16 protein-coding genes are annotated in these 20,471 nt (G+C 73.2%); 7 read left to right on the top strand and 9 right to left on the bottom strand.

What is annotated here, in order from left to right; genetic code table 11:
* Positions 1–8: 8 nt before the first annotated feature.
* From ABD990_RS09195 to ABD990_RS09180, 4 genes are all read right to left on the bottom strand, one after another.
* Positions 9–1,142 (bottom strand): epoxide hydrolase family protein, encoded by a 1,134-nt coding sequence (locus tag ABD990_RS09195; RefSeq protein WP_345379757.1) that lies wholly within the window; start codon positions 1,140–1,142, stop codon positions 9–11.
* 5 nt (positions 1,143–1,147) lie between these two features.
* Positions 1,148–1,891, bottom strand: a complete 744-nt coding sequence (locus ABD990_RS09190) for an SDR family NAD(P)-dependent oxidoreductase (RefSeq protein ID WP_345379756.1) — start codon at positions 1,889–1,891, stop codon at positions 1,148–1,150.
* 11 nt (positions 1,892–1,902) lie between these two features.
* On the bottom strand, positions 1,903–2,901 hold the full coding sequence (locus ABD990_RS09185) for an acetamidase/formamidase family protein (protein WP_345379755.1): 999 nt from the start codon (positions 2,899–2,901) through the stop codon (positions 1,903–1,905).
* 214 nt (positions 2,902–3,115) lie between these two features.
* Positions 3,116–3,856, bottom strand: coding sequence for an IclR family transcriptional regulator (locus ABD990_RS09180; protein ID WP_345379753.1), 741 nt, complete (start codon positions 3,854–3,856; stop codon positions 3,116–3,118).
* Positions 3,857–3,998: 142 nt separating this feature from the next.
* Between ABD990_RS09180 and pcaH the strand changes: the two genes are divergently transcribed.
* Positions 3,999–4,709: a protocatechuate 3,4-dioxygenase subunit beta gene (gene pcaH, locus ABD990_RS09175; protein WP_345379752.1), complete on the top strand. Its 711-nt coding sequence runs from the start codon at positions 3,999–4,001 to the stop codon at positions 4,707–4,709.
* Entirely contained in the window at positions 4,702–5,277 is a 576-nt protein-coding gene (gene pcaG, locus ABD990_RS09170) for a protocatechuate 3,4-dioxygenase subunit alpha (RefSeq protein WP_345379750.1), read from the top strand. Before pcaH ends, pcaG begins: the two co-directional genes overlap by 8 nt.
* A gap of 18 nt (positions 5,278–5,295) precedes the next feature.
* Here the strand turns inward: pcaG and ABD990_RS09165 are convergent, their stop codons facing one another.
* Complete coding sequence (locus tag ABD990_RS09165) at positions 5,296–5,739, bottom strand: hypothetical protein (RefSeq protein ID WP_345379748.1); 444 nt, start codon at positions 5,737–5,739, stop codon at positions 5,296–5,298.
* A gap of 247 nt (positions 5,740–5,986) precedes the next feature.
* Between ABD990_RS09165 and ABD990_RS09160 the strand changes: the two genes are divergently transcribed.
* The 3 genes from ABD990_RS09160 to ABD990_RS09150 all read left to right on the top strand — a co-directional run bounded on the left by ABD990_RS09160 (position 5,987) and on the right by ABD990_RS09150 (position 8,652).
* Entirely contained in the window at positions 5,987–6,784 is a 798-nt protein-coding gene (locus ABD990_RS09160) for a GtrA family protein (RefSeq protein ID WP_345379747.1), read from the top strand.
* Positions 6,702–7,445, top strand: a complete 744-nt coding sequence (locus ABD990_RS09155; protein WP_345379745.1) for an alpha/beta fold hydrolase — start codon at positions 6,702–6,704, stop codon at positions 7,443–7,445. The genes ABD990_RS09160 and ABD990_RS09155 overlap by 83 nt, the downstream gene beginning before the upstream one ends.
* A 331-nt stretch (positions 7,446–7,776) precedes the next feature.
* A complete protein-coding gene (locus ABD990_RS09150) occupies positions 7,777–8,652 on the top strand; it encodes a DUF559 domain-containing protein (protein ID WP_345379744.1) in 876 nt (291 codons plus the stop codon).
* 598 nt (positions 8,653–9,250) lie between these two features.
* Here ABD990_RS09150 and ABD990_RS09145 read toward each other — a convergent pair.
* Complete coding sequence (locus tag ABD990_RS09145; RefSeq protein WP_345379742.1) at positions 9,251–10,423, bottom strand: acetyl-CoA hydrolase/transferase C-terminal domain-containing protein; 1,173 nt, start codon at positions 10,421–10,423, stop codon at positions 9,251–9,253.
* A 52-nt stretch (positions 10,424–10,475) separates the two neighbouring features.
* Here ABD990_RS09145 and ABD990_RS09140 point away from each other — a divergent pair, with 52 nt between their 5' ends.
* Positions 10,476–11,486: a glutathione S-transferase family protein gene (locus ABD990_RS09140; RefSeq protein ID WP_345379741.1), complete on the top strand. Its 1,011-nt coding sequence runs from the start codon at positions 10,476–10,478 to the stop codon at positions 11,484–11,486.
* Between the two features lie 182 nt (positions 11,487–11,668).
* Entirely contained in the window at positions 11,669–12,943 is a 1,275-nt protein-coding gene (locus tag ABD990_RS09135) for a glycoside hydrolase family 3 N-terminal domain-containing protein (protein WP_345379740.1), read from the top strand.
* A 100-nt stretch (positions 12,944–13,043) separates the two neighbouring features.
* Here ABD990_RS09135 and ABD990_RS09130 read toward each other — a convergent pair whose 3' ends face one another.
* From ABD990_RS09130 to ABD990_RS09120, 3 genes are all read right to left on the bottom strand, one after another.
* Positions 13,044–13,937: a DUF4190 domain-containing protein gene (locus ABD990_RS09130; protein ID WP_345379739.1), complete on the bottom strand. Its 894-nt coding sequence runs from the start codon at positions 13,935–13,937 to the stop codon at positions 13,044–13,046.
* A gap of 144 nt (positions 13,938–14,081) precedes the next feature.
* A complete protein-coding gene (locus ABD990_RS09125; protein WP_345379738.1) occupies positions 14,082–14,858 on the bottom strand; it encodes a beta-ketoacyl-ACP reductase in 777 nt (258 codons plus the stop codon).
* 2 nt (positions 14,859–14,860) lie between these two features.
* On the bottom strand, positions 14,861–20,464 hold the full coding sequence (locus ABD990_RS09120; RefSeq protein ID WP_425569560.1) for an ATP-binding protein: 5,604 nt from the start codon (positions 20,462–20,464) through the stop codon (positions 14,861–14,863).
* Positions 20,465–20,471: the final 7 nt, after the last annotated feature.

The raw sequence follows: 20,471 nt of genomic DNA, 5'->3' as shown, positions 1-20,471 counted from the left end.
TCGCCCGGTCAGCGCACCATCCGGAAGAAGGTGCGCACCTCGTCGACGAAGGTCTCCGGCTGCTCCAGCGACGCGAAGTGCCCGCCCGCGACCGGGTGGGAGAAGTACCGCAGGTCCGTGAACCGCCGCTCGAGCCAGTGCCGCGGTAGCCGGCTCATCTCGTGCGGGAACACGGACGCGCCGGTCGGGACCTCGACGACGTCCAGCCGCTGCTTGCGGAAGCTCTCCCAGTACAGCCGCGCGCTGGAGGCGGCGCTCGCGGTGAGCCAGTAGATCATCACGTTGTCCAGCAGCCGGTCCCGCGAGATCACGTTCTCCGGGTGCCCGGCGCAGTCCGTCCAGTCCCAGAACTTCTCGACGATCCAGCACGCCTGACCGACGGGGGAGTCGGTGAGCCCGTACCCGAGCGTCTGCGGGCGGGTGGCCTGCTCGGCCGAGTAGCCGGTGCCCGTCACCTTGAAGCGCTTCGCGAACATCAGCGCCTCCTTCTCCTCGGCGGAGAGGGCCCGGCGCTCCTCCTGGGGCGGTGCCTCGGCGAGCGGCATCGTCAGGTGGATCCCGGTGATCGCCTCAGGGATCCCGGTGCCCAGCGCGGCGGTGATCATCGAGCCCCAGTCGCCGCCCTGCGCGCCGTAGCGGTCGTAGCCGAGCCGGTCCATGAGCTGCGCCCAGGCGGTCGCGATCCGCGCCACGCCCCAGCCGGACACCGAGGGCTTGGCGCTGAACCCGAACCCGGGCAGCGACGGGATGACGACGTGGAAGGCGTCCGCCGGGTCCTCCGGCTTGGTCAGCGCGTCGATCAGCCCGACGTACTCGATCACCGACCCGGGCCAGCCGTGCGTGAGGATCAGCGGCATCGCGTTCTCGTGCGGGGACCGGACGTGCAGGAAGTGCACCTCGAGGGTGTCGTCGCCGCCGCCGTCGAGACCCGTCGTGAACTGCGGGTAGGAGTTGAGCTCGCGCTCGCAGCGCCGCCAGTCGTACTCCTCCGCCCAGTAGGCGACGAGCTCCTTGGCGTACTCGAGCGGGACGCCCTGGGCCCAGCCCTCCACCGTCGACGGCTCCGGCCAGCGTGTGCGGCGGAGCCGCTCGCGCAGGTCGTCGAGGTCGGACTCGGGGATCTCGATCCGGAAGTCGCGCACGGCCCCTACAGTTGCACGCCGCGCGTGAGGGCGCCGTCGGCCACCAGGTTGGTCCCGCTGATCCGGCTGGCGCGCGGGCTGGCGAGCATGACGACGGCGTAGGCCGTCTCCTCCGGCGTGCCCATCCGGCCGGTGGGGTTCAGCGCCATGGCCTCGGCGAAGAACTCCGGCTGCGAACGCTCGATGTTCTGCCAGACGCCGCCGTCGAAGTAGACGTTGCCGGGCGAGACGGTGTTGGCGCGGATGCCCTTCGCCGCGAGGTCGAACGCGAGCCCGGACATGTAGTGCACGATCGCGGCCTTCATGACGCCGTAGGAGCCGCCGGCGAAGTCCGCCTCGCGCCCCGACACGCTCGACACCGCGACGATCGAGGGCACCTCGCTCTTCTCGAGGTACGGCAGCGCCGCCTCGACCATCCGCACCGTGTGCATGAGGTCGACCTCGAACGAGTTCCTCCAGTTCTCCTCGCCCGGCCCGATGGCCAGGGCGCTCACGTTGGCGATCACGATGTCGATGCCGCCGACGTCGCCCTCGTCGCGCACCCAGGCCGCGAGCGCCTCGGCGTCGGCGACGTCGAGCGTCCGGCCGGACGCGCCCGTCGCCTCGGCCTTGGCCTTGACCTCGTCAGGGTTGCGGGCGCAGAAGGCGACCGTCGCACCCTCCTCGACGAGCAGGTCGACGACCGCGCCGCCGATCCCCCTCGTCCCGCCCGTGACCAGGGCCTTCCGGCCGCGGAGCTGCAGGTCCACGCGTCTCTCCTCTAGATCGTGCGGGCCGTGTCGCGCAGGTGGGCGTGCATGCCCCCGTACGCGGACCCGGCGGGCAGCAGGTTCTTCGCGATCTTGGTGACCGCGCTGTAGTTCGTGTCGACCACGTTGGCGAGCGGCGACTCGGAGATCTGGGTGAGCAGCTGGTAGGCGTCGAGCCGGTCCAGCCCGTACAGCTCCCCGAGCCAGGCGATCATGCCGATCTGGCTGGCCCGCCAGGCGTCCTCCAGCGGCCGGGCCGAGCCGACGACCGTGTAGTGCGTGTCCGACTCGATCCGCGGCCACACCGTCGGCGTGCCCTTGATCAGCTCGACGATCAGGGTGACGTCCATGGCGCCCTCGACCGCGGTGCCGCAGCTCTCGCCCTCACCCTGGCGGTAGTGCCCGTCCCCGACCGAGAAGAGCGCGCCCTCGACGTTGACGCCCAGGTAGCAGGTCACGCCCGGCTTCATCTCGGGCGTGTCCATGTTGCCGCCGAAAAGGTCCGGCACCAGGCTCGAACGGACCTCGCGCCCCGCCGGTGCGACCCCGACCGTGCCCAGCATCGGGTTGCACGGCAGCTCGAGCTGCAGGTCCACGCTCTGCGCCGCGAACCGGACCACGTTGCGGGCCCGGTCGAGCTCGTAGATCCACGTCCGCTCGGGCAGCGGGTCGTGCAGCAGCGCCGTGCGGTCCGTGGTGGACAGGGCTCCGAAGAAGGGGATGGTCGTCGAGGCGCCCCAGTCCCGTGCCGGTGTCATGTCGACGAAGTGCAGGGCCAGGGTGTCCCCCGGCTCCGCGCCCTCGACGAAGAACGGGCCGGTCTGCGGGTTGACCTCGGCCATGTTCAGCACGGCGCTGGGCCGGTCGTCCGTGGAGGTCAGCCGTCCGGAGAAGGCGTCCTCGGTCCAGAGCCGCAGCAACGTGCCGGGCGTGATCCGGTGCGACGGCGCCACCCCGCCGAAGGTCCAGACGTACTGGTCACGCGTCGGCCGGTACTCCACCACGTCCATCGCGTGATCGTTGCGCCTTCCACCATCCCGCCACAACCCCCGCAGGTGAGCGAACGGCGCGTTCGCTCAGTCCTAGTGAACGAGAGTGCCGCTCGTGCCATGGGCTGCCTTCGGCGATGCCCTCGCCGCCCGGCTGAGCGAGCGGCGCGTTCGCTCACCAGGACTGAGCGAGCGGCGCGTTCGCTCACCAGGACTGAGCGAACGCGCCGTTCGCTCAGCTCTGGGTGGCGAGCGCGGAGGCGCCCAGGGCCCGGGAGATCCCCCGCGCGGCGGCGAGGACCGCGGGGACGTAGGCGTGCGGGTTCGCCTCGATCGGCACGACGATCGAGAGCGCCGCGACGACGCGTCCCTGGCCGGCCCGGATCGGCGCGCCGACGGACTGCGACACCATCTCGATCTGCTGCTCGCTGATCGCCACGCCAGTGCGCCGGACCTCTCCGAGCAGGTGCCGGACCCGGTCCGCGTCCGTGAGCGTCTTCACTGTGAACCGGCGGAAAGGGGCCGCCAGCACCTTCTCGACGTGCTCGGGGTCGGCGTGGGCGAGCAGCGCCAGCCCGACGCCCGTCGCCGTCGCGGGCAGCCGGGACCCGGCGCGGGACCGGATGCTGACCGCGTCCCGGGCCGCCAGCCTTTCGACGTAGACGACCTCGGCGCCGTCGAGCACCGCGAGCTGGACGTTCTCCCGCGTGACCTCGTGCAGGTCCTCGAGGTAGGGCATCGCCCGCTCGCGCAGCCCGAGCCCCCGCGGGGCGAGCGCCCCCACCTCCCACAGCCGCAGGCCGACCCGGTACAGCCCACCCTCGCCGCGCTCGAGCGCGCCCCAGGCGGCGAGCTCGCCGACGAGTCGGTGGGTCGTCGTGAGCGGGAGCCCGGTGCGCCGGCTGATCTCGGTCAGGGAGAGCTCGGGGGTGGCCGCGGAGAAGGCGCCGAGGACGTCGAGGACCCGTGCCGTCACCGTCGACCTTCCCGCCACGAGCGGCCATTCTTCCGCACAGCGGAAGGGGGGTCGAGCCGTGGCCGCGCCGTGCCGCACAGTGCTGTCCGACGCGCCGACACGTGTACTGCGGCGGAGCGAGACGCTCGGAGAGGAGCGGTCGATGACCCTGGCCCATCCCCGGCCCTATCAGCAGCCGAGGGACACCCACCCCCCGCTCGACTTCGCGGGCTACAAGAGCACCGGGCTGCGGGCGCCCACGCAGCGGCCGATCCTCGTGCCGCAGCGGCTGACCGAGGTGACCGGCCCGCTGCTCGTCGGCGAGATCGGGCCGAACGACCACGACCTGACCCGCCAGCACGACGCCGAGCCCCTGGGCCAGCGGATCACCGTGTCCGGTCGGGTGCTCGACTCGGACGGTCGCCCGGTCCCGGACACGCTCGTCGAGGTCTGGCAGGCCAACGCGGCCGGCCGCTACGCGCACAAGCGCGACAACTGGCCCGCGCCGCTCGACCCGAACTTCTCCGGCGGCGGCCGCGTGGTCACGAACTCGAAGGGCGAGTACTCCTTCACCACGATCAAGCCGGGCGCCTACCCGTGGGGCAACCACCACAACGCCTGGCGGCCGGCCCACATCCACTTCTCGCTGTTCGGGCGGGCCTTCACACAGCGGCTCGTCACGCAGATGTACTTCCCGGACGACCCGCTGTTCCCGTTCGACCCGATCTTCAACTCCGCGCCCGAGGGCGCCCGCGGGCGGATGGTCTCCACCTTCGACATGGACGCCACGCAGCCAGAGTGGGCGCTGGCCTACCGCTGGGACATCGTGCTGCGCGGCCGCGAGCAGACCCCGTTCGAGGAGCCCCATGAGTGAGCAGTTGCCCCTGACGCCGTCCCAGACCGTCGGGCCGTACCTGCGGCTCGGGCTGGACTGGTCGAAGGGCGCCGACGTCGTCCCGCCCGGCACCCCGGGCGAGATCGTGATCGCCGGGATCCTCTACGACGGCGCCGGCGTGCCGATCACGGACGGGCTCGTCGAGACATGGCAGGCGGACCCCGACGGCCGCTTCGCCCACCCGGACGACCCGCGAGGGGCCGTCGAGCCCTCGGTGCCGGGCTTCCTCGGGTTCGGGCGCAGCTGCACGGACGAGACGGGCCGGTGGAGCATCCGGACCGTGCTGCCCGGCGCGCTGCCGGCGCTCGACAGCGACGCCGAGGAGGCTCCGCACCTCGACGTCTCGGTGTTCGCGCGCGGCCTGCTCGACCGCGTCGTCACCCGGATCTACTTCGCCGACCAGCCCGGCAACGACACCGACCCGCTCCTCGCCGCCGTGCCGGCCGAGCGGCGGGCGACCCTCGTGGCCGAGAAGGTGGGCGAGGCGGAGTACCGCTTCGACATCCACCTGCAGGGCGACCGGGAGACCGTGTTCCTGCAGGTCTAGTGCTGGTCCGAGCTCCGGTCAGGGCACGTTCGCGAAGCTCACCGAGCGGAACGTGTACTCGCCGGAGCCCGCCGAGACCGAGTCCGGGGAGGTCCAGCGCGCCGCCTGATGGGCGGCCGCCGCGGCCTCCCCGCTCGCGTCCTCCGCGTCCGCCTCCTGCTGTGCGCAGGTCCTCGTCGACAGCAGGGCGACCTCGTCGGTGCGGTTGACCGACTCTGTCCAGTCCGCGCCCGGGCCAGTGGCCAGCGACGTCAGGTCGTAGCAGCGCCCGACCTGCGGGTCGACGAGCGTGTCCGACTGCGGCGACCACGCGCCGTTCGGCGCGGTGCCGTTCTGCGCCAGGTAGTAGCCGTGCGCGACGGCGGGATCACTCGTCGGGGCGGCCGAGGCCGCGGTGGCGGCCGCGACGCCGCCCGCCGCGACGAGCGCGGTGACCACGAGTGCCAGTGCCGTCCGACGCATCCGCCGTCGTCCCCCTGTCGGTGCTCGGGCCTGCCACCCGGACGGGTGGCGATCGACCTCACACGGTCAACGCGCGTACCTCCGCCCGGTGACGGGTAGAGGTGATCACGACCTCGTCACGGATCTTCCCCGAAGGGATGAAAGATCGCCTCGCACAGCGTTCACACAGCTGGGAGAGGGCGGAGACCCAGGCGGGGATGCGACAAAGGTACCGATCGGGACGGCGGTCGGCGGAAGAGGTGGACGGGTGACGGCGAGCAGGGCGATCGGGGGGACGCACCCGGCGCACGCCCTCGCGGAGGTCGTCCGCGGTGCCGTCGCGGGTCCGGCCGGCCGGGTCGGCCGCGGCGCCGGTCGTCGGATCACGGCCTTCCGCGCGCGGTTCCCGCTGCTGGCGCAGCTGATCCGGTACAGCGTGGTCGGCGGGCTCGGCACGGCCGTCAACGCCGCCCTCTACCTGCTGATGCGGCTGGTCCTCGACGCCGTGCCGGCCAACCTGGTCGCCCTGCTGCTCAGCACGGCGGTGAGCACCGAGGTCAACCGGCGCTTCACCTTCCAGGGCGCTGCCGCCCACCGCTGGCGCGTCTACGTCCAGGACGCCGGGACCGTCGCCTTCTACGCCTTCTACAGCACCGCGGTGCTGCTCGTCCTGCACGAGGTCGTCCCCGGCGCCACGCCGCTGGAGGAGACGGCCGCGGTCACCCTCGCCAGCGTGCTCGGCGGGCTGGTGCGCTTCGCCGTGCTGAAGGCGTGGGTGTTCGAGACCGGGGCCCGGGAGGGCGACGCGGGTGCCGCGGCCGGCGAGCCCGGCTACGGTCCGGACCATGGTGGACATGACGGGGCTCACGGCGTTCGACGTCACGGTCGACGGGGTCGGGATCCACGGGACGCGCGGCGGCGAGGGCCCGCCGGTGCTCCTGCTCCACGGCTTCCCGCAGAACCACGTGATGTGGCGGCCGGTGATGCGCGAGCTCGCGGCGCGGCACACGGTGGTGGCGACCGACCTGCGCGGCTACGGGGACTCCGACCGACCACCCGCCGGTGAGGACCACTACGGCTACTCGTTCCGCGCCATGGCGGCCGATCAGGCGGGGGTGATGGCCGAGCTGGGGTTCGAGCGGTTCGCCGTCGTCGGGCACGACCGGGGCGCCCGGGTGACCCACCGGCTCGCCCTCGACCACCCCGACCGGGTGGAGAAGCTGGCGCTGCTGGACATCCTGCCCACGGCCTACGTGTACGACCACGTCGACCGCGCACTCGCCCAGGCCTACTACCACTGGTTCTTCTTCACCCAGCCCGCCGACGTGCCCGAACGGCTGATCGCCGGCGACCCGATCTACTACCTGCACCGGCTGCTCGGCAGCTGGGGGAGCGGGCTCGCGGCCCATGACGCCGAGTCCCTCGCCGCCTACGAGAAGGCCTTCGCCGACCCCGAGGCGCGGCACGCGATGCTCGAGGACTACCGCGCGGGCGCCACGATCGACCTGGAGCACGACGCCGAGGGCGGGCGGCTCGCCGCGCCGACGCTGGTGTTGTGGGGCGAGAAGGGCGTGGTCGGCCGCAACCCCGAGTCCCCGCTCGACGTCTGGCGCCGGCAGGCCGCCGACCCCGCCCTCGTCACCGGGCACGCGATCCCCGACGCCGGGCACTTCCTGGTGGAGGAGAACCTCCCGGCCACGGTCTCGGCCCTGCGCGACTTCCTGTGAGTGGCACCTGCCGCGAGAGCGGCAGTTGCCACGACCCCGGCTGAGCTGCGGCCGTGATTGTGGTGCCGCGGACCGTCGTCTCTGTTATCGATCACCGCTTCTGGACCAGGAGAGTCGGAAAGCAACTCTCGGAGTCCACGAGAAGTGATCATGGTCGGGGGGCAATTGGCGGGGAGGCGCAGTGCCCCTCGTCGTGATCACCGATCGTGGAATGGGAGAGTCGAAGAGCGACCTTCTCCGTCCACGACCGGTGATCAAGGCCGGTTCGCGGTGGTGAACGAGGTGAGCGAACGGGCCCGTCGGCCCCCGGACGCCGGTGACGCTGGTCGCCATGGACGACCACCTGCACCGCCTTCTCGTGCGCCAGGACGGCGTGCTCGGCCTGGACCAGGCCCGTGAGCTGGGACTGTCCGCCCGCGCGGTGCACCGGCGGGTCTCCTCCGGGGCGTGGCGGCGGGTGGCGCCCCGGGTCTTCCTCGTCGCCGGACATCCGCTCAGCGACGCCGCGCGGATCCGGATCGCCTCGATCTGGGCCGGGCAGGGTGCCGTCGTGTCCGGCGAGGCCGCGGGCTGGTGGCACCGGATGACCGACCGCTGCCCGCCGCGCATCCAGGTCACCGTGCCGCCGATGCGGCGTCCCCGTCCGCCGGAGGGGATCGTGGTGCGACGTCGCGCGCTCGACCCGGCCGACGTCCGGTCCGTGCGGGGCGTCCGGATCACCGCCCCGGCCCTCACCGTCTTGGAGGTGGCGGCCGCGCTGCCCACCGGCGGCTCGGTCCTGCTCGACCGGGCCCTGCAGCGCCACGTCGCCTTCGACGAGCTCCTCTCGGCCTATCACCGGGCGCTCGGCTGCACGGGTGCCGCGCGGATGCGGGCCCTGCTCACCGCCGCGGCCGACCGGGCCGACTCCGGAGGCGAGCGGGTCCTGTTCGCCCTGCTGCGCCGGGCCGGGATCGAGGGCGGGGTGCGTGCGCTGCCGTTCGGGCCGTGGACGATCGACCTGGCGTTCCCGGCGGAACGGGTCGCCGTCGAACTCGACGGCTGGGCGTGGCACGTCGACGCCGCCCGCTTCCAGAACGACCGCGACAAACAGAACGCGCTGGTCGCCGCGGGGTGGACCGTGCTCCGGGTGACCTGGCACGACGTCGAGGACCGGCCCGACGACGTCGTCGCGCGGATCCGCGTGGCGCTCCGTCGAGCAGCATGATCACTCGTCGTGGAGCGGGAAGGTCGTTTCCCGACCGTCCCGGACCACGATCGACGATCTTGCTCCGGGGGTGCGAGCGGCGCTCCGTCGCCAGCATGATCACCCGTCGTAGAACGGCAGGGTCGTTTCCGACCGTCCTGGACCACGATCGGCGATCACGCCCGCCGCCGGGCCGCGTGATCACTCGTTGTGGAGCGGGAAGGTCGTGTCCCGACCGTCCGCGACCACGATCGACGATCATGCCCCGCCGCCGGGCCGCGTGATCACTCGTGTGGAGCGGGAAGGTCGTGTCCCGACCGTCCACGACCACGATCGACGATCTTGCTCAGGGGTACGGGCGGCCCTCCGCCGACCAGCATGATCACCCGTCGTGGAGCGGGGAGGTCGTTTCCCGACCCTCCCGGACCATGAGCAACGATCATGGCCCGCCGCCCGGCGCATGATCACCCGTCGTGGAGCGGGGTGGTCGATCTCCGACCGTCCCGACCACGATCGACGATCTTGCTCAGGGATGCGGGCGGCGCTCCGTCGAGCAGCATGATCACTCGTCGTGGAGCGGGGCGGTCGATCTCCGACCGTCCCCGACCGCGATCAGCGATCATGGTGCGGGCCGCACCTGCCCGTCCCAGAGCTCCAGCAGCGCGGCCCGGCGTTCCGCCCGGTCCAGTCCGCGCAGGTCGGCGACGCCCCGGTCGGTGACCACGACCTCGACGTCGTGCGACGCCGTGGTGACCGGTCGGGAGAGCCGTTCGACGAGGGTGGGCCGGTCCTTGACCGTCGACGGCATCGCGATCACCGACAGCCCGGACCCCCGCACGCCCGCGGCGCAGAAGTCGGGGTGCCCACCGATCATGCCGGCGCTGGCCCGGCCGACGCCCTCGACGTTGACCTGGCCGTCGAGGTCGATCTCGAGAGCGGCGTTGAGCCCGATCAACGGCGGCGCGCCGGCCGCGGACAGCCGCCCGATGTCGTGCGTGACCTCGACCGGGTGCAGGATCCGCCGGCCGTCCGCCCAGTCGTAGAGCCGCCGCGTGCCGCAGAGGTAGGCGGCGACCGGCTCGTCGAGCAGCAGGCCCTTCGCGTCGAGGTCGACGACGGGATCGGGCAGCAGCCCGGAGTCGATCCGTACCGGCACCTCGAGCGCCCCGACCATCGCCTGGGCGAGCCGGCCCGGTCCGACCTGCACCCGCGCGCCCTCCGGGACGAGCCCGGCGACGTGCCGCGCCACGATCTCGTCGGCCGGGGTGGGGGTGGCGTCGGGGATCTCGATCGGCGGCGCGTCCGTCTCGCCCAGGACGGTGACCTGTCCCTCGCGGATCGGCGGGCCGACCTCGGCGAGCGGCGCGGCCGTGGAGACGACGGCAGCCACCGGCACTCCGGCGTCAACGATCCCGCGCAGGTAGGAGGCCTCCGCGCCGAGGTGCAGCCCGTCGGGCCCGCGGACCAGCGTCGCGACGAGCAGGTCGGGCTTCAGCGCGCCCGCCACCAGGGCCGGGACGGCGGACAGCCGGCAGGGGACGACGTGCGCCTGCCCGGCCTCGACCATGCTCCGCACGCCGGGCCCGCCCATCAGCACCCGGACGTCCGCGAACGCCGCGGGATCGAGGTCGGGCGCGAGGCCGGGCATCCAGCCGAGCACCAGCCGGACCGCCTTGCCCTCGGCCGCGCGGCTCAGCGGGCCGTGCAGGGAGACCGGCGTCCCGCACCCGTCGCCGAGGGCGACCCGCATGCCCGGGCGCACCAGATCCGACAGCTCCGTCGCGGTGACCATGGTCGGATTCGACCACACGGCGGGACGGGCCGGGAGGACCTAGATTCCAGGTATGGCCGACATCGCAGGCGCCGCCCAGTCGAGCACGGACGAGTTCGAGCGCGAGCCGCTCGGCGTGCAGGAGCGGATCACCTCGGACGGCTCCTCGCCCTGGCCGGTCGAGCCGGACCGCTACCGGCTGGTCGGGGCCCGGGCCTGCCCGTGGGCGAACCGCGCGATCATCTCGCGGCGACTGCACGGTCTCGAGCCGGTGATCTCGCTGGGCATCGCCGGCCCGCTGCACGACGACCGGAGCTGGCGCTTCCACCTCGACCCGGACGACAAGGACCCGGTGCTGGGGATCGAGTACCTGCGCGAGGCCTACGAGAAGGCGGAGCCGGGCTACGACAAGGGCGTCACGGTGCCGGCGGTGGTCGAGGTGGCCACCGGCAAGGTCGTCACCAACGACTACAAGGCCCTCGAGTTCGACTTCGCCACCCAGTGGTCCGCCTACCACCGCCCGGGCGCGCCGGACCTGTTCCCGGACAAGTACCGGGACGAGATCGAGGAACTCTCCGAGCAGATCTTCCACGACGTCAACAACGGCGTGTACAAGTGCGGCTTCGCCAAGGGGCAGAAGGCGTACGAGCGGGCGTACACGGCGCTCTTCGACCGGCTCGACGCGCTGTCCGAGCGGCTCGAGGACCAGCGCTACCTCGTCGGCGACACCCTCACCGAGGTGGACGTGCGGCTGTGGGTCACGCTCGTCCGCTTCGACGCCGCCTACCACGGCCACTTCAAGTGCAACCGGCAGAAGCTCACCGAGCTGCCGGTGCTGTGGGCCTACGCGCGCGACCTGTTCCAGACCCCCGGCTTCGGCGACACCATCGACTTCACCCAGATCAAGCAGCACTACTACGGAGTGCACAGGGAGATCAACCCGACGGGCATCGTCCCGGTCGGTCCGGACCTCTCCGGCTGGCTCACCCCGCACCACCGCGAGGAGCTGGGCGGTCGCCCCTTCGGCGACGGCACCCCGCCGGAGCCGCCGCCGGTGGGGGAGCAGGTCCCGCCCCTGCGCTGACCGGCGGCTCGTGGTGCACGAGCGGCCCGTGCGGCGCTACCCGGTCGGCATGATCCCGAGTCGGGAGCGAGGTCCGCGCTCACCGCGCGGTCCGCTCCACTTCCGGTGATCGTCACCCGCATCCCGACGCGCGGGGCGGGGGTGTGCGGGGCGGCGGGTGCCGGCAGGGACACTGGGGGGCGATGCGGATCGAGAGCTTCCCTCCCGGAGACCTGGCGTCGGAGCACCCGCCGACGCCGCGCCCGCCGCGTCGGCGCCGGCGTGCGGTCTCGGTCCTCAGCGCCGGGCTGGTCGTGGGCGCGCTGCTGGCGGGGATCGGGGTGATCACCGGGGCCGCGCCGGACGTCGCGCTCTCCGCCCGGGCCCAACAGGCGCCCCAGCAGGCCCCCCATCAGGAGGCCGCCCCCCGCGCCCCGCAACCCGCGCCCGAGCAGGCCCCTGCGGACCCGCGCCCCACCTGCGTCTCGATGGTGCAGGCGCTCGGCCCACGCGACCGGCTGGCCCAGCGGCTGATGGTGGGCGTCGACGCCGGCGACCCGGCCGGCGCCGCGCGGATCGTGCGCGACTCGCACGTCGGCGGGATCTTCCTCGGCGGCAACGCGACCGCGCTGCTGCGGAACAAGGCGCTCGACGCCGTGCAGCAGGCCGGGAACCTGTCCGTCGCCGTGGCCGTCGACGACGAGGGTGGCCGGGTCCAGCGGATCGACGACCTCGACGGCGAGCTGGTCAGTGCCCGCGCGATGGCGAGGAAGACCCCGGAGCAGGTGCGGGCCCTCGCCGAGGAGCGCGGCCGGCAGTTGGCGGCCCGCGGCGTGACGTGGGACCTCGCTCCGGACGTCGACGTCAGCAACCAGCCCGCCAACTCCGTGATCGGTGACCGCTCCTTCTCGAACGACCCCGCGGTGGTGACCCGCTACGCCGGCGCCTTCGAGGAGGGGCTGCGCCAGGCCGGCGTCTACGGGGTGCTCAAGCACTTCCCGGGGCACGGGCACTCGAGCGGCGACTCGCACCAGGGCCGCGTCTCCGTGCCGCCGCTCGACCAGCTGCGGCAGGCCGACCTCAAGCCCTACGCCGACCTGCTGGCCCGGCTCGACCACGATCGCGTCGGTGTGATGGTCGGGCACCTGGACGTCCCGGGCCTGACCGACGACCTGCCCTCCTCGCTCACCCCGGCGACCTACCGCCTGCTGCGCGACGAGTACGGGTTCGACGGCGTGGTCATGACGGACGACCTGGGCGCGATGAAGGCGATCAGCAACCGGTTCACCCTGCCGCAGGCGAGCCTCGCGGCGCTCGAGGCAGGCGCGGACGTCGCCCTGTCGTCGAACGTCGAGCCGGTCGCCCCGATCCTCGACACCCTCCAGCAGGCGCTCGACTCCGGGAAGATCCCCGCCGCGGACAACGACCGCGCGGTCGAGCGGATCCTCGCCGCGAAGAACCTCTGCCGCCGCACATGAGCGAACGGCACCCTCGCTCAGTAGGTATGAGCGAGAGTGCCGTTCGTGTCACCGGGCCGGTGCGTGACCACCCGGTGCGGCCCGGTGACGGGCTCGGGGGTCAGGCCTGGCCGGTGAAGATCACGGGGTCGGACAGGAAGTCGCGGGTCCATTCGACCTGCAACTCACCGGGAGCCGAACCGACGGCGAACGCCCGCTCGTAGGTGTAGCTCTTGCCGGGCAGCACGGTCGGCGACTCGACCGAAGGCAGTTGCGTGGAGTCGTAGATCTTCTCGGCAGCGCCGCCGCTGAAGCTCGCGTCGGGCCCGCTCCAGATGGTGCTGAGGTCGAACGGCGAACTCGTCCCGTTCTGCACGGTGATGGAGACGACGACCGCCCGCGCGATCTCGCTGCGTGCCGGGCTCGAGTAGGTCGACGGGGTGTACGCCTCGGGCGCCGCAATCGTCACCGCCAGCCCGTCCTCGTACGTGTACGTCTGCCCGAAGCCCACCGCCTGCGAGGCGGCCGGCGCGGTCGCCGCGGCGGTCGGCGCGGTGGCACCGGACACCGTGCCGGAGGACGCGGAGGTCTCGCTGACCGCGCTGGCGAAGGCGGTGGCCCAGAGGACGCAGACCAGCAGGGCGATCGCCGAGAGCGCGAGGCCCGCGACCGACAGGCCCTTGTTGTCGGCCCTGCCGGTCGTGACCCGCTGCAGGCCGAAGCCCGAGAGGATCAGGCCGAGGACGGACAGCGGCCAGCCGATCACACCGACGAACGGGATCCACGCGAACAGCAGGGCCAGCAGGCCGAGCACGAAGCCGGCGGTGCCGAGGCCGTTGCGCGGCTGGGGCGCCGGCGGAGGGACCGGGGCGTACTGCGGCGGGACCTGCGCCGACGGCTGCTGCGGGGCGCCGTACCGGCCGTACTGCGGGTACTGGCCGTACTGCTGCGGCGGGCCGTACGGGCCGGGGTGCTGGGGCTGTCCGCTCTGCGGCGGCTGCGAGGAGGTGGTCACGATGGGCCTTTCGGCGCAACCCACTGCTCCTGTTACCGCTCCTCGCGGGCTTCGTCAGAACTGATGAGAACACTGATGAGAGAACACGAACGGCGCTCTCGCTCACCAGGTGTGAGCGAGAGCGCCGTTCGGCTGGTCAGGACCTCACATGTCCAGGCCGCCGTTGACCGCCAGGACGCTGCCGGTGATGTAGCCGGCCTCGTCGTCGAGGAGGAACTGGACGGCGCGGGCGATCTCGTGCGCCTGCCCCAGCCGCCCGACCGGGACGTTCGCGAGCAGCTTCTCCAGCACCTTCTCCGGGACCGCGGCGACCATCTCGGTCTCGATGTAGCCCGGAGCCACGCAGTTGACCGTGATGCCCTTGCGCGCCACCTCCTGCGCGAGGCTCTTGCTGAACCCGAACAGACCGGACTTCGACGCCGCGTAGTTGGCCTGGCCCACGGCGCCGGACTCGCCGATCACCGAGCTGATGTTGACGATCCGGCCGAAGCCGTTGTCCGACATGTGGTCCAGCACGGCCTTGGTCATGTAGAAGGCGCCGGAGAGGTTGATCCGCAGCACCGCGTGCCAGTCCTCGACGGTCATCCGCCGCACCGTCTTGTCGACGGTGATCCCCGCGTTGTTGACCAGGTAGTCGATCTTCCCGTGGGCCTCGAGCACCTCGTCGGCGTAGCGCTGGCAGTCCTCCGGGACACCGACGTTGCCCTGGTGCACCGAGACCGAGCAGCCCTCGGCGCGGAGCTTCTCGGCGAGGTCGTTGGCGGCCTTCGAGTTGGAGCTGTAGCCGGCGGCCACGTGCACCCCGGCGCGGGCCAGGGTGGTGGTGATCGCCGCCCCGATCCCGCGGGCGCCACCGGTGACGAGGGCGACGCGGGGCTCGGGGTGGGCGTCGGTGGCGAGCGGAGCGGCGGCGGAGGTCATGATCAGGTCTCCAGTTCCTCGAGGGTGCGTGCGATGCCCCGGCGGACGGCGTCGACGAGGTACGGCCGGAGCTGGTGCGGATCGACGATGTGGTGGACGGACCCGACGCGCTGGGCCCGCTGGATGGAGTGCGTGCTGTCGAACTCCTCGGCGACGGCGCCGAGCTTCTCGGAGCGGACCGCGGCGCGGACCCCGGCGAGCTCGGCGCGCAGCCGCGAGGCCTCCGCGTCGGACCCGCTCTCGACGGCGGCGGCGATGCGCGCCTCGAGCTCGGTGACCCGCTCGTCGGCGTTGGTCCGCTTGCGGACCTCGCCGGCGAACACCACGGCGGCGGCCGGCGCGCCGCCCAGCACGGAGGCGTACGAGCCCTCGACGGCCGCGATCTCCATGTGGTCGTTGAGCGTCGCGGAGAAGACCACGAACGCCCCGCCGTGGTAGCGGGAGACCACGCAGAAGACGATCGGGCCGTCGAAGTTGACGATGGCCCGGCCGATCTCCGCGCCGTACTCCAGCTGCAGCTCGCGCAGCGACTCGGGCGAGCCGTCGAACCCGGAGAGGTTCGCCAGGACCACGAGCGGCCGGTTGCCGCTCGCCGCGTTGATCGCCCGCGCCGTCTTCTTCGACGACCGCGGGAACAGCGTGCCCGCGGTGAACTGCTCGGGCCCGTCGACGGGCAGCACGCCGCGCCGCGGGATCGGCTTGGACTCGATGCCGAGCAGGGACACGGGCTGCCCGCCCAGGTGGGCGTCGAACACGACGACGGAGTCCGCGTCGTGCATGTCCGCCCACCGCTCGAGCGGGGCGTGGTCGAGGTCGGCCACGCCGCGCATCACCGAGCGGATGTCGAAGGGCTTCTTGCGTCCCGGGTTGGTGTCGGCCGAGAAGATCTCGCCGAGCGTGGTGAACTCCCCGCCCTCGTGCGGCGCGGTGGTGACGTCGCGCTGCACCGGGTCGTTGGTCGGCGCCGGCCGCGGGAACCGCTCGCCGGGCACCCGGTAGGTGTGCTCGTAGTGCCGGAACAGGACGTCGACGGCCCCGGCCAGGTCGGGCGCCCAGTACTGCGCCTGCCCGTTCGGGCCCATGATCCGGTCGTAGCCGCCGATGCCGAAGTTGTCCTCGGCCGAGACCCCGCCGGAGTAGTCCAGGCTCTGCTTGCCGGTCAGCACCATGGCGCTGTCCGGCGTCATCACCAGGATGCCCTTGGTGTGCAACAGCATCGTGGCCTCGGCGTTCCAGTAGGGCTGGGCGCCGACGTTGATCCCCGTGACGACGACGTTGACCTCGCCGCCCGCCTGGGTGAACTCGATGATCGCCCGCAGGGCCCGGGAGATCCAGTCCATGTTCTCCGTGCCGGAGTCCATGGCGATCTTGGCGCCGGACGAGACGGCGAACCACTCGACCGGCACGTCCAGCTCGCGGGCGAGCCGGATCGCCGCGCACACCCGCGCGCACTCGGGCTCGGCCAGCGCGCCCAGCCCCCGCGTCGGGTCGCCGAGCAGCACCACCCGCGTCATGCCCTCGGGGTGCTTCGCCGTGGGCGCGGTGACCGTCCCGAGCACGATGTTGGCCGTGTTGCGGCCCGGCTCGCGCTCGACCGGCTCGGCCACCGGGTCGGTGCCCGAGCCCTCGACCAGGTCGTACTCGACGAACCGGCCCTCGGGCCCCGTGAGCATCGGGATGATCTCGTACGGGTAGACCGCCCCGCGTCGCTGCGCCTTGATGACGTTCTGGGCGTACGCGTCGAGCTCGCGCATCAGGCCCGTCGGCGGCTCGTCGAGCCGCACGGTCAGGCCCGCGCCCGGCGGTCGGGAGAGCCGCAGGAGGTACTCGTGCGGTGTGTCCGTGCCCGGGCGGTCGGCCCGGAACTGCACCAGCACCTGCTCCAGGCCCAGCGACCCGGTGCGGGCGGCGAGCCGCCGGACCACGGTGTCGAGCTCCTCGAACGGGATGTCGACGACCGGCCAGACGTGCAGCAGGATCCGGTTCCAGCTGAGCTTGGCCAGCTTCGGGTCCCGGCTCCGCACGCTGCGCAGGCTGTCGAGGCAGGCGTCGATCGCCCGCTCCAGCTCCGGCAGCGACCGGATGACGCCGGCGTCGTCCCGCAGCACGGTGAGCCGCCGGACGTCGGACAGGGCCAGCAGGCGCTGGTCCTCGCGCACGTTCTTGCCCGTGGCGTGGAACAGGTGCACGTCCGGCTCGGCCGGCAGCCGGCGCAGGTCGAAGTTGCCGAGCCGCCACAGCCCGAGCCGCTCGGCGACGAGCGGGTGCAGGCCGCGCAGCGTGCGGTCCTCGACGAGCGTGCCGTCGGCCTCCGGCCGGAAGGTGAACCAGACCGGGCCCGGGTCGGCGAGCGCGTCCGGCGCCCCGGACGGGTTCGGCCGCACGGCGACGGCGACGCGGGCCACCCGGCCGGGCGGCACCGCCCCGATCGCGGCGCGGACCCGGTCGGCGCGGGCGTCCGGGTCGCCCCGGTCGTCGGCGTGCGTGGACGTCACGTACAGGTCCACCAGCGCCGTGCGGCCCTCGGGCAGCTCCTCGACCAGGCGCCGCATCTGGTTCGCCGCGGCCAGCGCGCGCCGCGGGTCGTTGTTGTCGATCACCGTGGCGAGGACCGAGTGGTCGTTGCCGCGGTGCGTGTAGGACGCCGTGAGCACCGGCAGCCCGATGCTCTCGCTGATCCGCAGGTCCTGCAGCGACCGGATCCGGTAGTAGCGCCGGGTCATGACCTCGAGCAGGGCGGCGTTGTGCCGCGCGCCGAACACCCCGAGGATCGGCTCGGACGAGGCGACCAGCGCCTCGATCCGCTGCGCACGGTCCGGGGTGTCCGGGCGCTCGGCCAGCTCGTCGAGCTGCGCGCGGACCTCGCGCTGCACGCGCTCGCGCTCGGCCTCGACGGCCGGGGCGTCGAACGAGTGGTAGCGGACCCGGCGCGCCAGGTCGCCGACGACGGGGTGGCGCAGCTGGGTGGCCAGCACCAGGTCGTCGAGGGTGCGCAGGTACTCCTCGCGGCTCGCCGCCGGCAGCCCGGTCAGGGACTCCGGGTGCGCCAGCCGCCACTGCAGCAGGTTGAGGATCACAGGCTCGTGCGCGGTGGCGCGGCGATGCGCCAGGAACATCCAGTACAGCGCCGGCTCGAGCTGCGGGTCCCCGTCCAGCTCCACGCCGTAGTGCGCGAGCGCGCGGCGCAGCTTGGCGCGGAAGGACTCCGGCAGCTGCTCGGCCTCCGCGTCCCGGGAGCGCAGGTAGGCGTGCAGGTACTCCTGGGGGTTGCGGCCCGACTCGCCGTTGCCGTTCGCCTCCGGGCCCTCGGGGTCGGACTCGCGGCGGTTGCGCGACAGCGCCGACAGGTCGGTGAAGATCCGCAGCACCGCGGTCTCGCCGGCGAGCACGGCCGGGTCGTCCCCGGGCAGCGCGGCGCGCGCGGCGTCGAGCTTGGCGAGCAGGGGCCGCGACTCCCGCTCGTCGACGTCGAAGCCCAGCACCTGCCAGCGCAGCGCGGTGAGCACGTCCGCGGCGGTGGCGGCCGGGTCGGTGTCCGCGCCGGTGCCGAGCAGCGCCGAGAAGTCGGCACGGTCGCCGCCCGCGGCGGGCCCGGCGGCGTCGGCCGCCGGCTCCAGCCGGACGAGCTTGGTGCCGCCCTCGACCTGCGTGTTCGACGGCACGAGGACCTCGGCCACGGTGCCCGCGAACGGGGCGCGCAGCGCGGTCTCCAACTTCATCGACTCGACGATCGCGACGACGTCGCCCTCGGCGACCTCCTGGCCGGCGGTCACCGGCACGGCGACGACCATCGCCGGCGCGGGCGCCCGGACCATGCCGGCCTCGCCGCCGGAGATCCGGTGCACGGCGCCGTCGACCTCGACGAGGTAGTCGGTGTCCTGCGGCGCCGAGAGCACCGAGTACGTGGTGCCGCCGACGGTGAGCCTGCGCTCGAAGCGGCCGGACCGCTCGACGTCGACGTCCACCGCCTGCGCGGCGCCGCCGGGCACGTCGAGCACCACGCGGTAGCGGCTCGCCCGGGTGCGGGCGACCCGCAGCCGGTAGGACTCACCGGCCGCCCGGACGTCCGTCTGGTGCCAGGTCTCGGCCCCGACCTCCGGCCGGCCGCGCTCGGCGGCGGTGAACAGCCGCGCCTTCTGGCGGGCGACGTGCCCGTCGTGCGCCTCGACGGCGGTGGCGAGCAGCGCGACGTCGAGCCGGCGCGGCGGCGTGTAGCCCTGCGCCATCAGCCCGTCGAGCCAGGTCGTGTCGGTCTCGCCGGCGACGAGCTCGGGCCGCTGGAGCAGGTCGATCAGGAAGGCCTTGTTGGTGGTGCCGCCGTCGATCACGGCCGCGGTCTGGCGCAGCGCGCGCAGCAGCCGGGCGCGGGCCTCGTCGCGGTCCCGGCCCCACGCGATGACCTTGGCGATCATCGAGTCGAACTGCGGCGGGATGACGTCGCCGGTCGCGACGCCGGTGTCCACCCGGATCCCCGGGCCCGCGGGCAGCGCGAGGTGCTCGATGAGGCCCGGTGCGGGCGCGAAGCCGCGCTCCGGGTCCTCGGCGGTCAGGCGGGCCTCGATCGCCCAGCCGGTGCCGCGCGGGGGCTCCGAGGAGATGTCGGCGAGCTTGCCGCCGCCGGCCACGTGCAGCTGCAGCTTGACGATGTCGACGCCGGTGCACGCCTCGGTGACCGGGTGCTCGACCTGCAGCCGCGTGTTGACCTCGAGGAACGACAGCAGCCGCTCCTTGGGCTCGTAGAGGAACTCGACGGTGCCGGCGTTGACGTAGCCGGCGGCGCGGGCCAGCTCGGCCGCCGAGCTGCGCAGCAGCTCCTCCTGCTCGGCGTCGAGCGCCGTGGAGGCGGACTCCTCGATGACCTTCTGGTTGCGGCGCTGGACCGAGCAGTCCCGGACGCCGAGGGTCCAGACGTCCCCGGTGGCGTCGGCGACGACCTGCACCTCGACGTGCCGCCCGCCGCGGACGGCACGCTCGAGGAACACGGTGGCGTCGCCGGCGGTCTTGCCGGCCTCGGACGCGGCGCGCTCGAAGGCCTCGGCGAGGTCGTCCGGCGTCGCGACGTAGCGGATGCCGCGCCCGCCGCCGCCCGCGGTGGCCTTGACCATCAGCGGGTAGCCGATGGCCTCGGCCTTCTGCCGCGCGTCGCCGAGGTCGGCGACCGGCCCGCCGGACCACGCGGCCAGCGGCACGCCGACGCGCTCGGCGAGCTTCTTGGCCGCGATCTTGTCCCCGAGGTCGCGCATGACCTCGGGCGACGGGCCGATGAAGGTGATGCCGAGGTTCCGGCACAGCTCGGCGAACTCCGCCTTCTCGGACACGAAGCCCCAGCCCGGCCAGACGGCGTCGGCGCGGGCGACCTTCAGCGCGCGCTCGAGCTCCGCGTAGTCCAGGTAGGGCGACGGGCCGAGGTGGTCGGGGTCGTCCGGGCCGATGAGCACGGCCTCGTCGGCCTCCCGCACGTACATGGCCCTGCGGTCCACGGCGGTGTGCAGCGCGATGGTGCGCAGCGGGGATCCACCCGCCGCGTTCCACTCGCGCACGGCGTGGATGAGCCGCATTGCGGGCTCACCACGGTTGACGATCGCGATCCGGGAGAAGCTGCTCACGAGGGCC

It is taken from the genome of Pseudonocardia yuanmonensis, assembly GCF_039542425.1.
Lineage (GTDB): Bacteria > Actinomycetota > Actinomycetes > Mycobacteriales > Pseudonocardiaceae > Pseudonocardia > Pseudonocardia yuanmonensis.
This window is presented reverse-complemented; position numbering and strand designations above follow the sequence as displayed.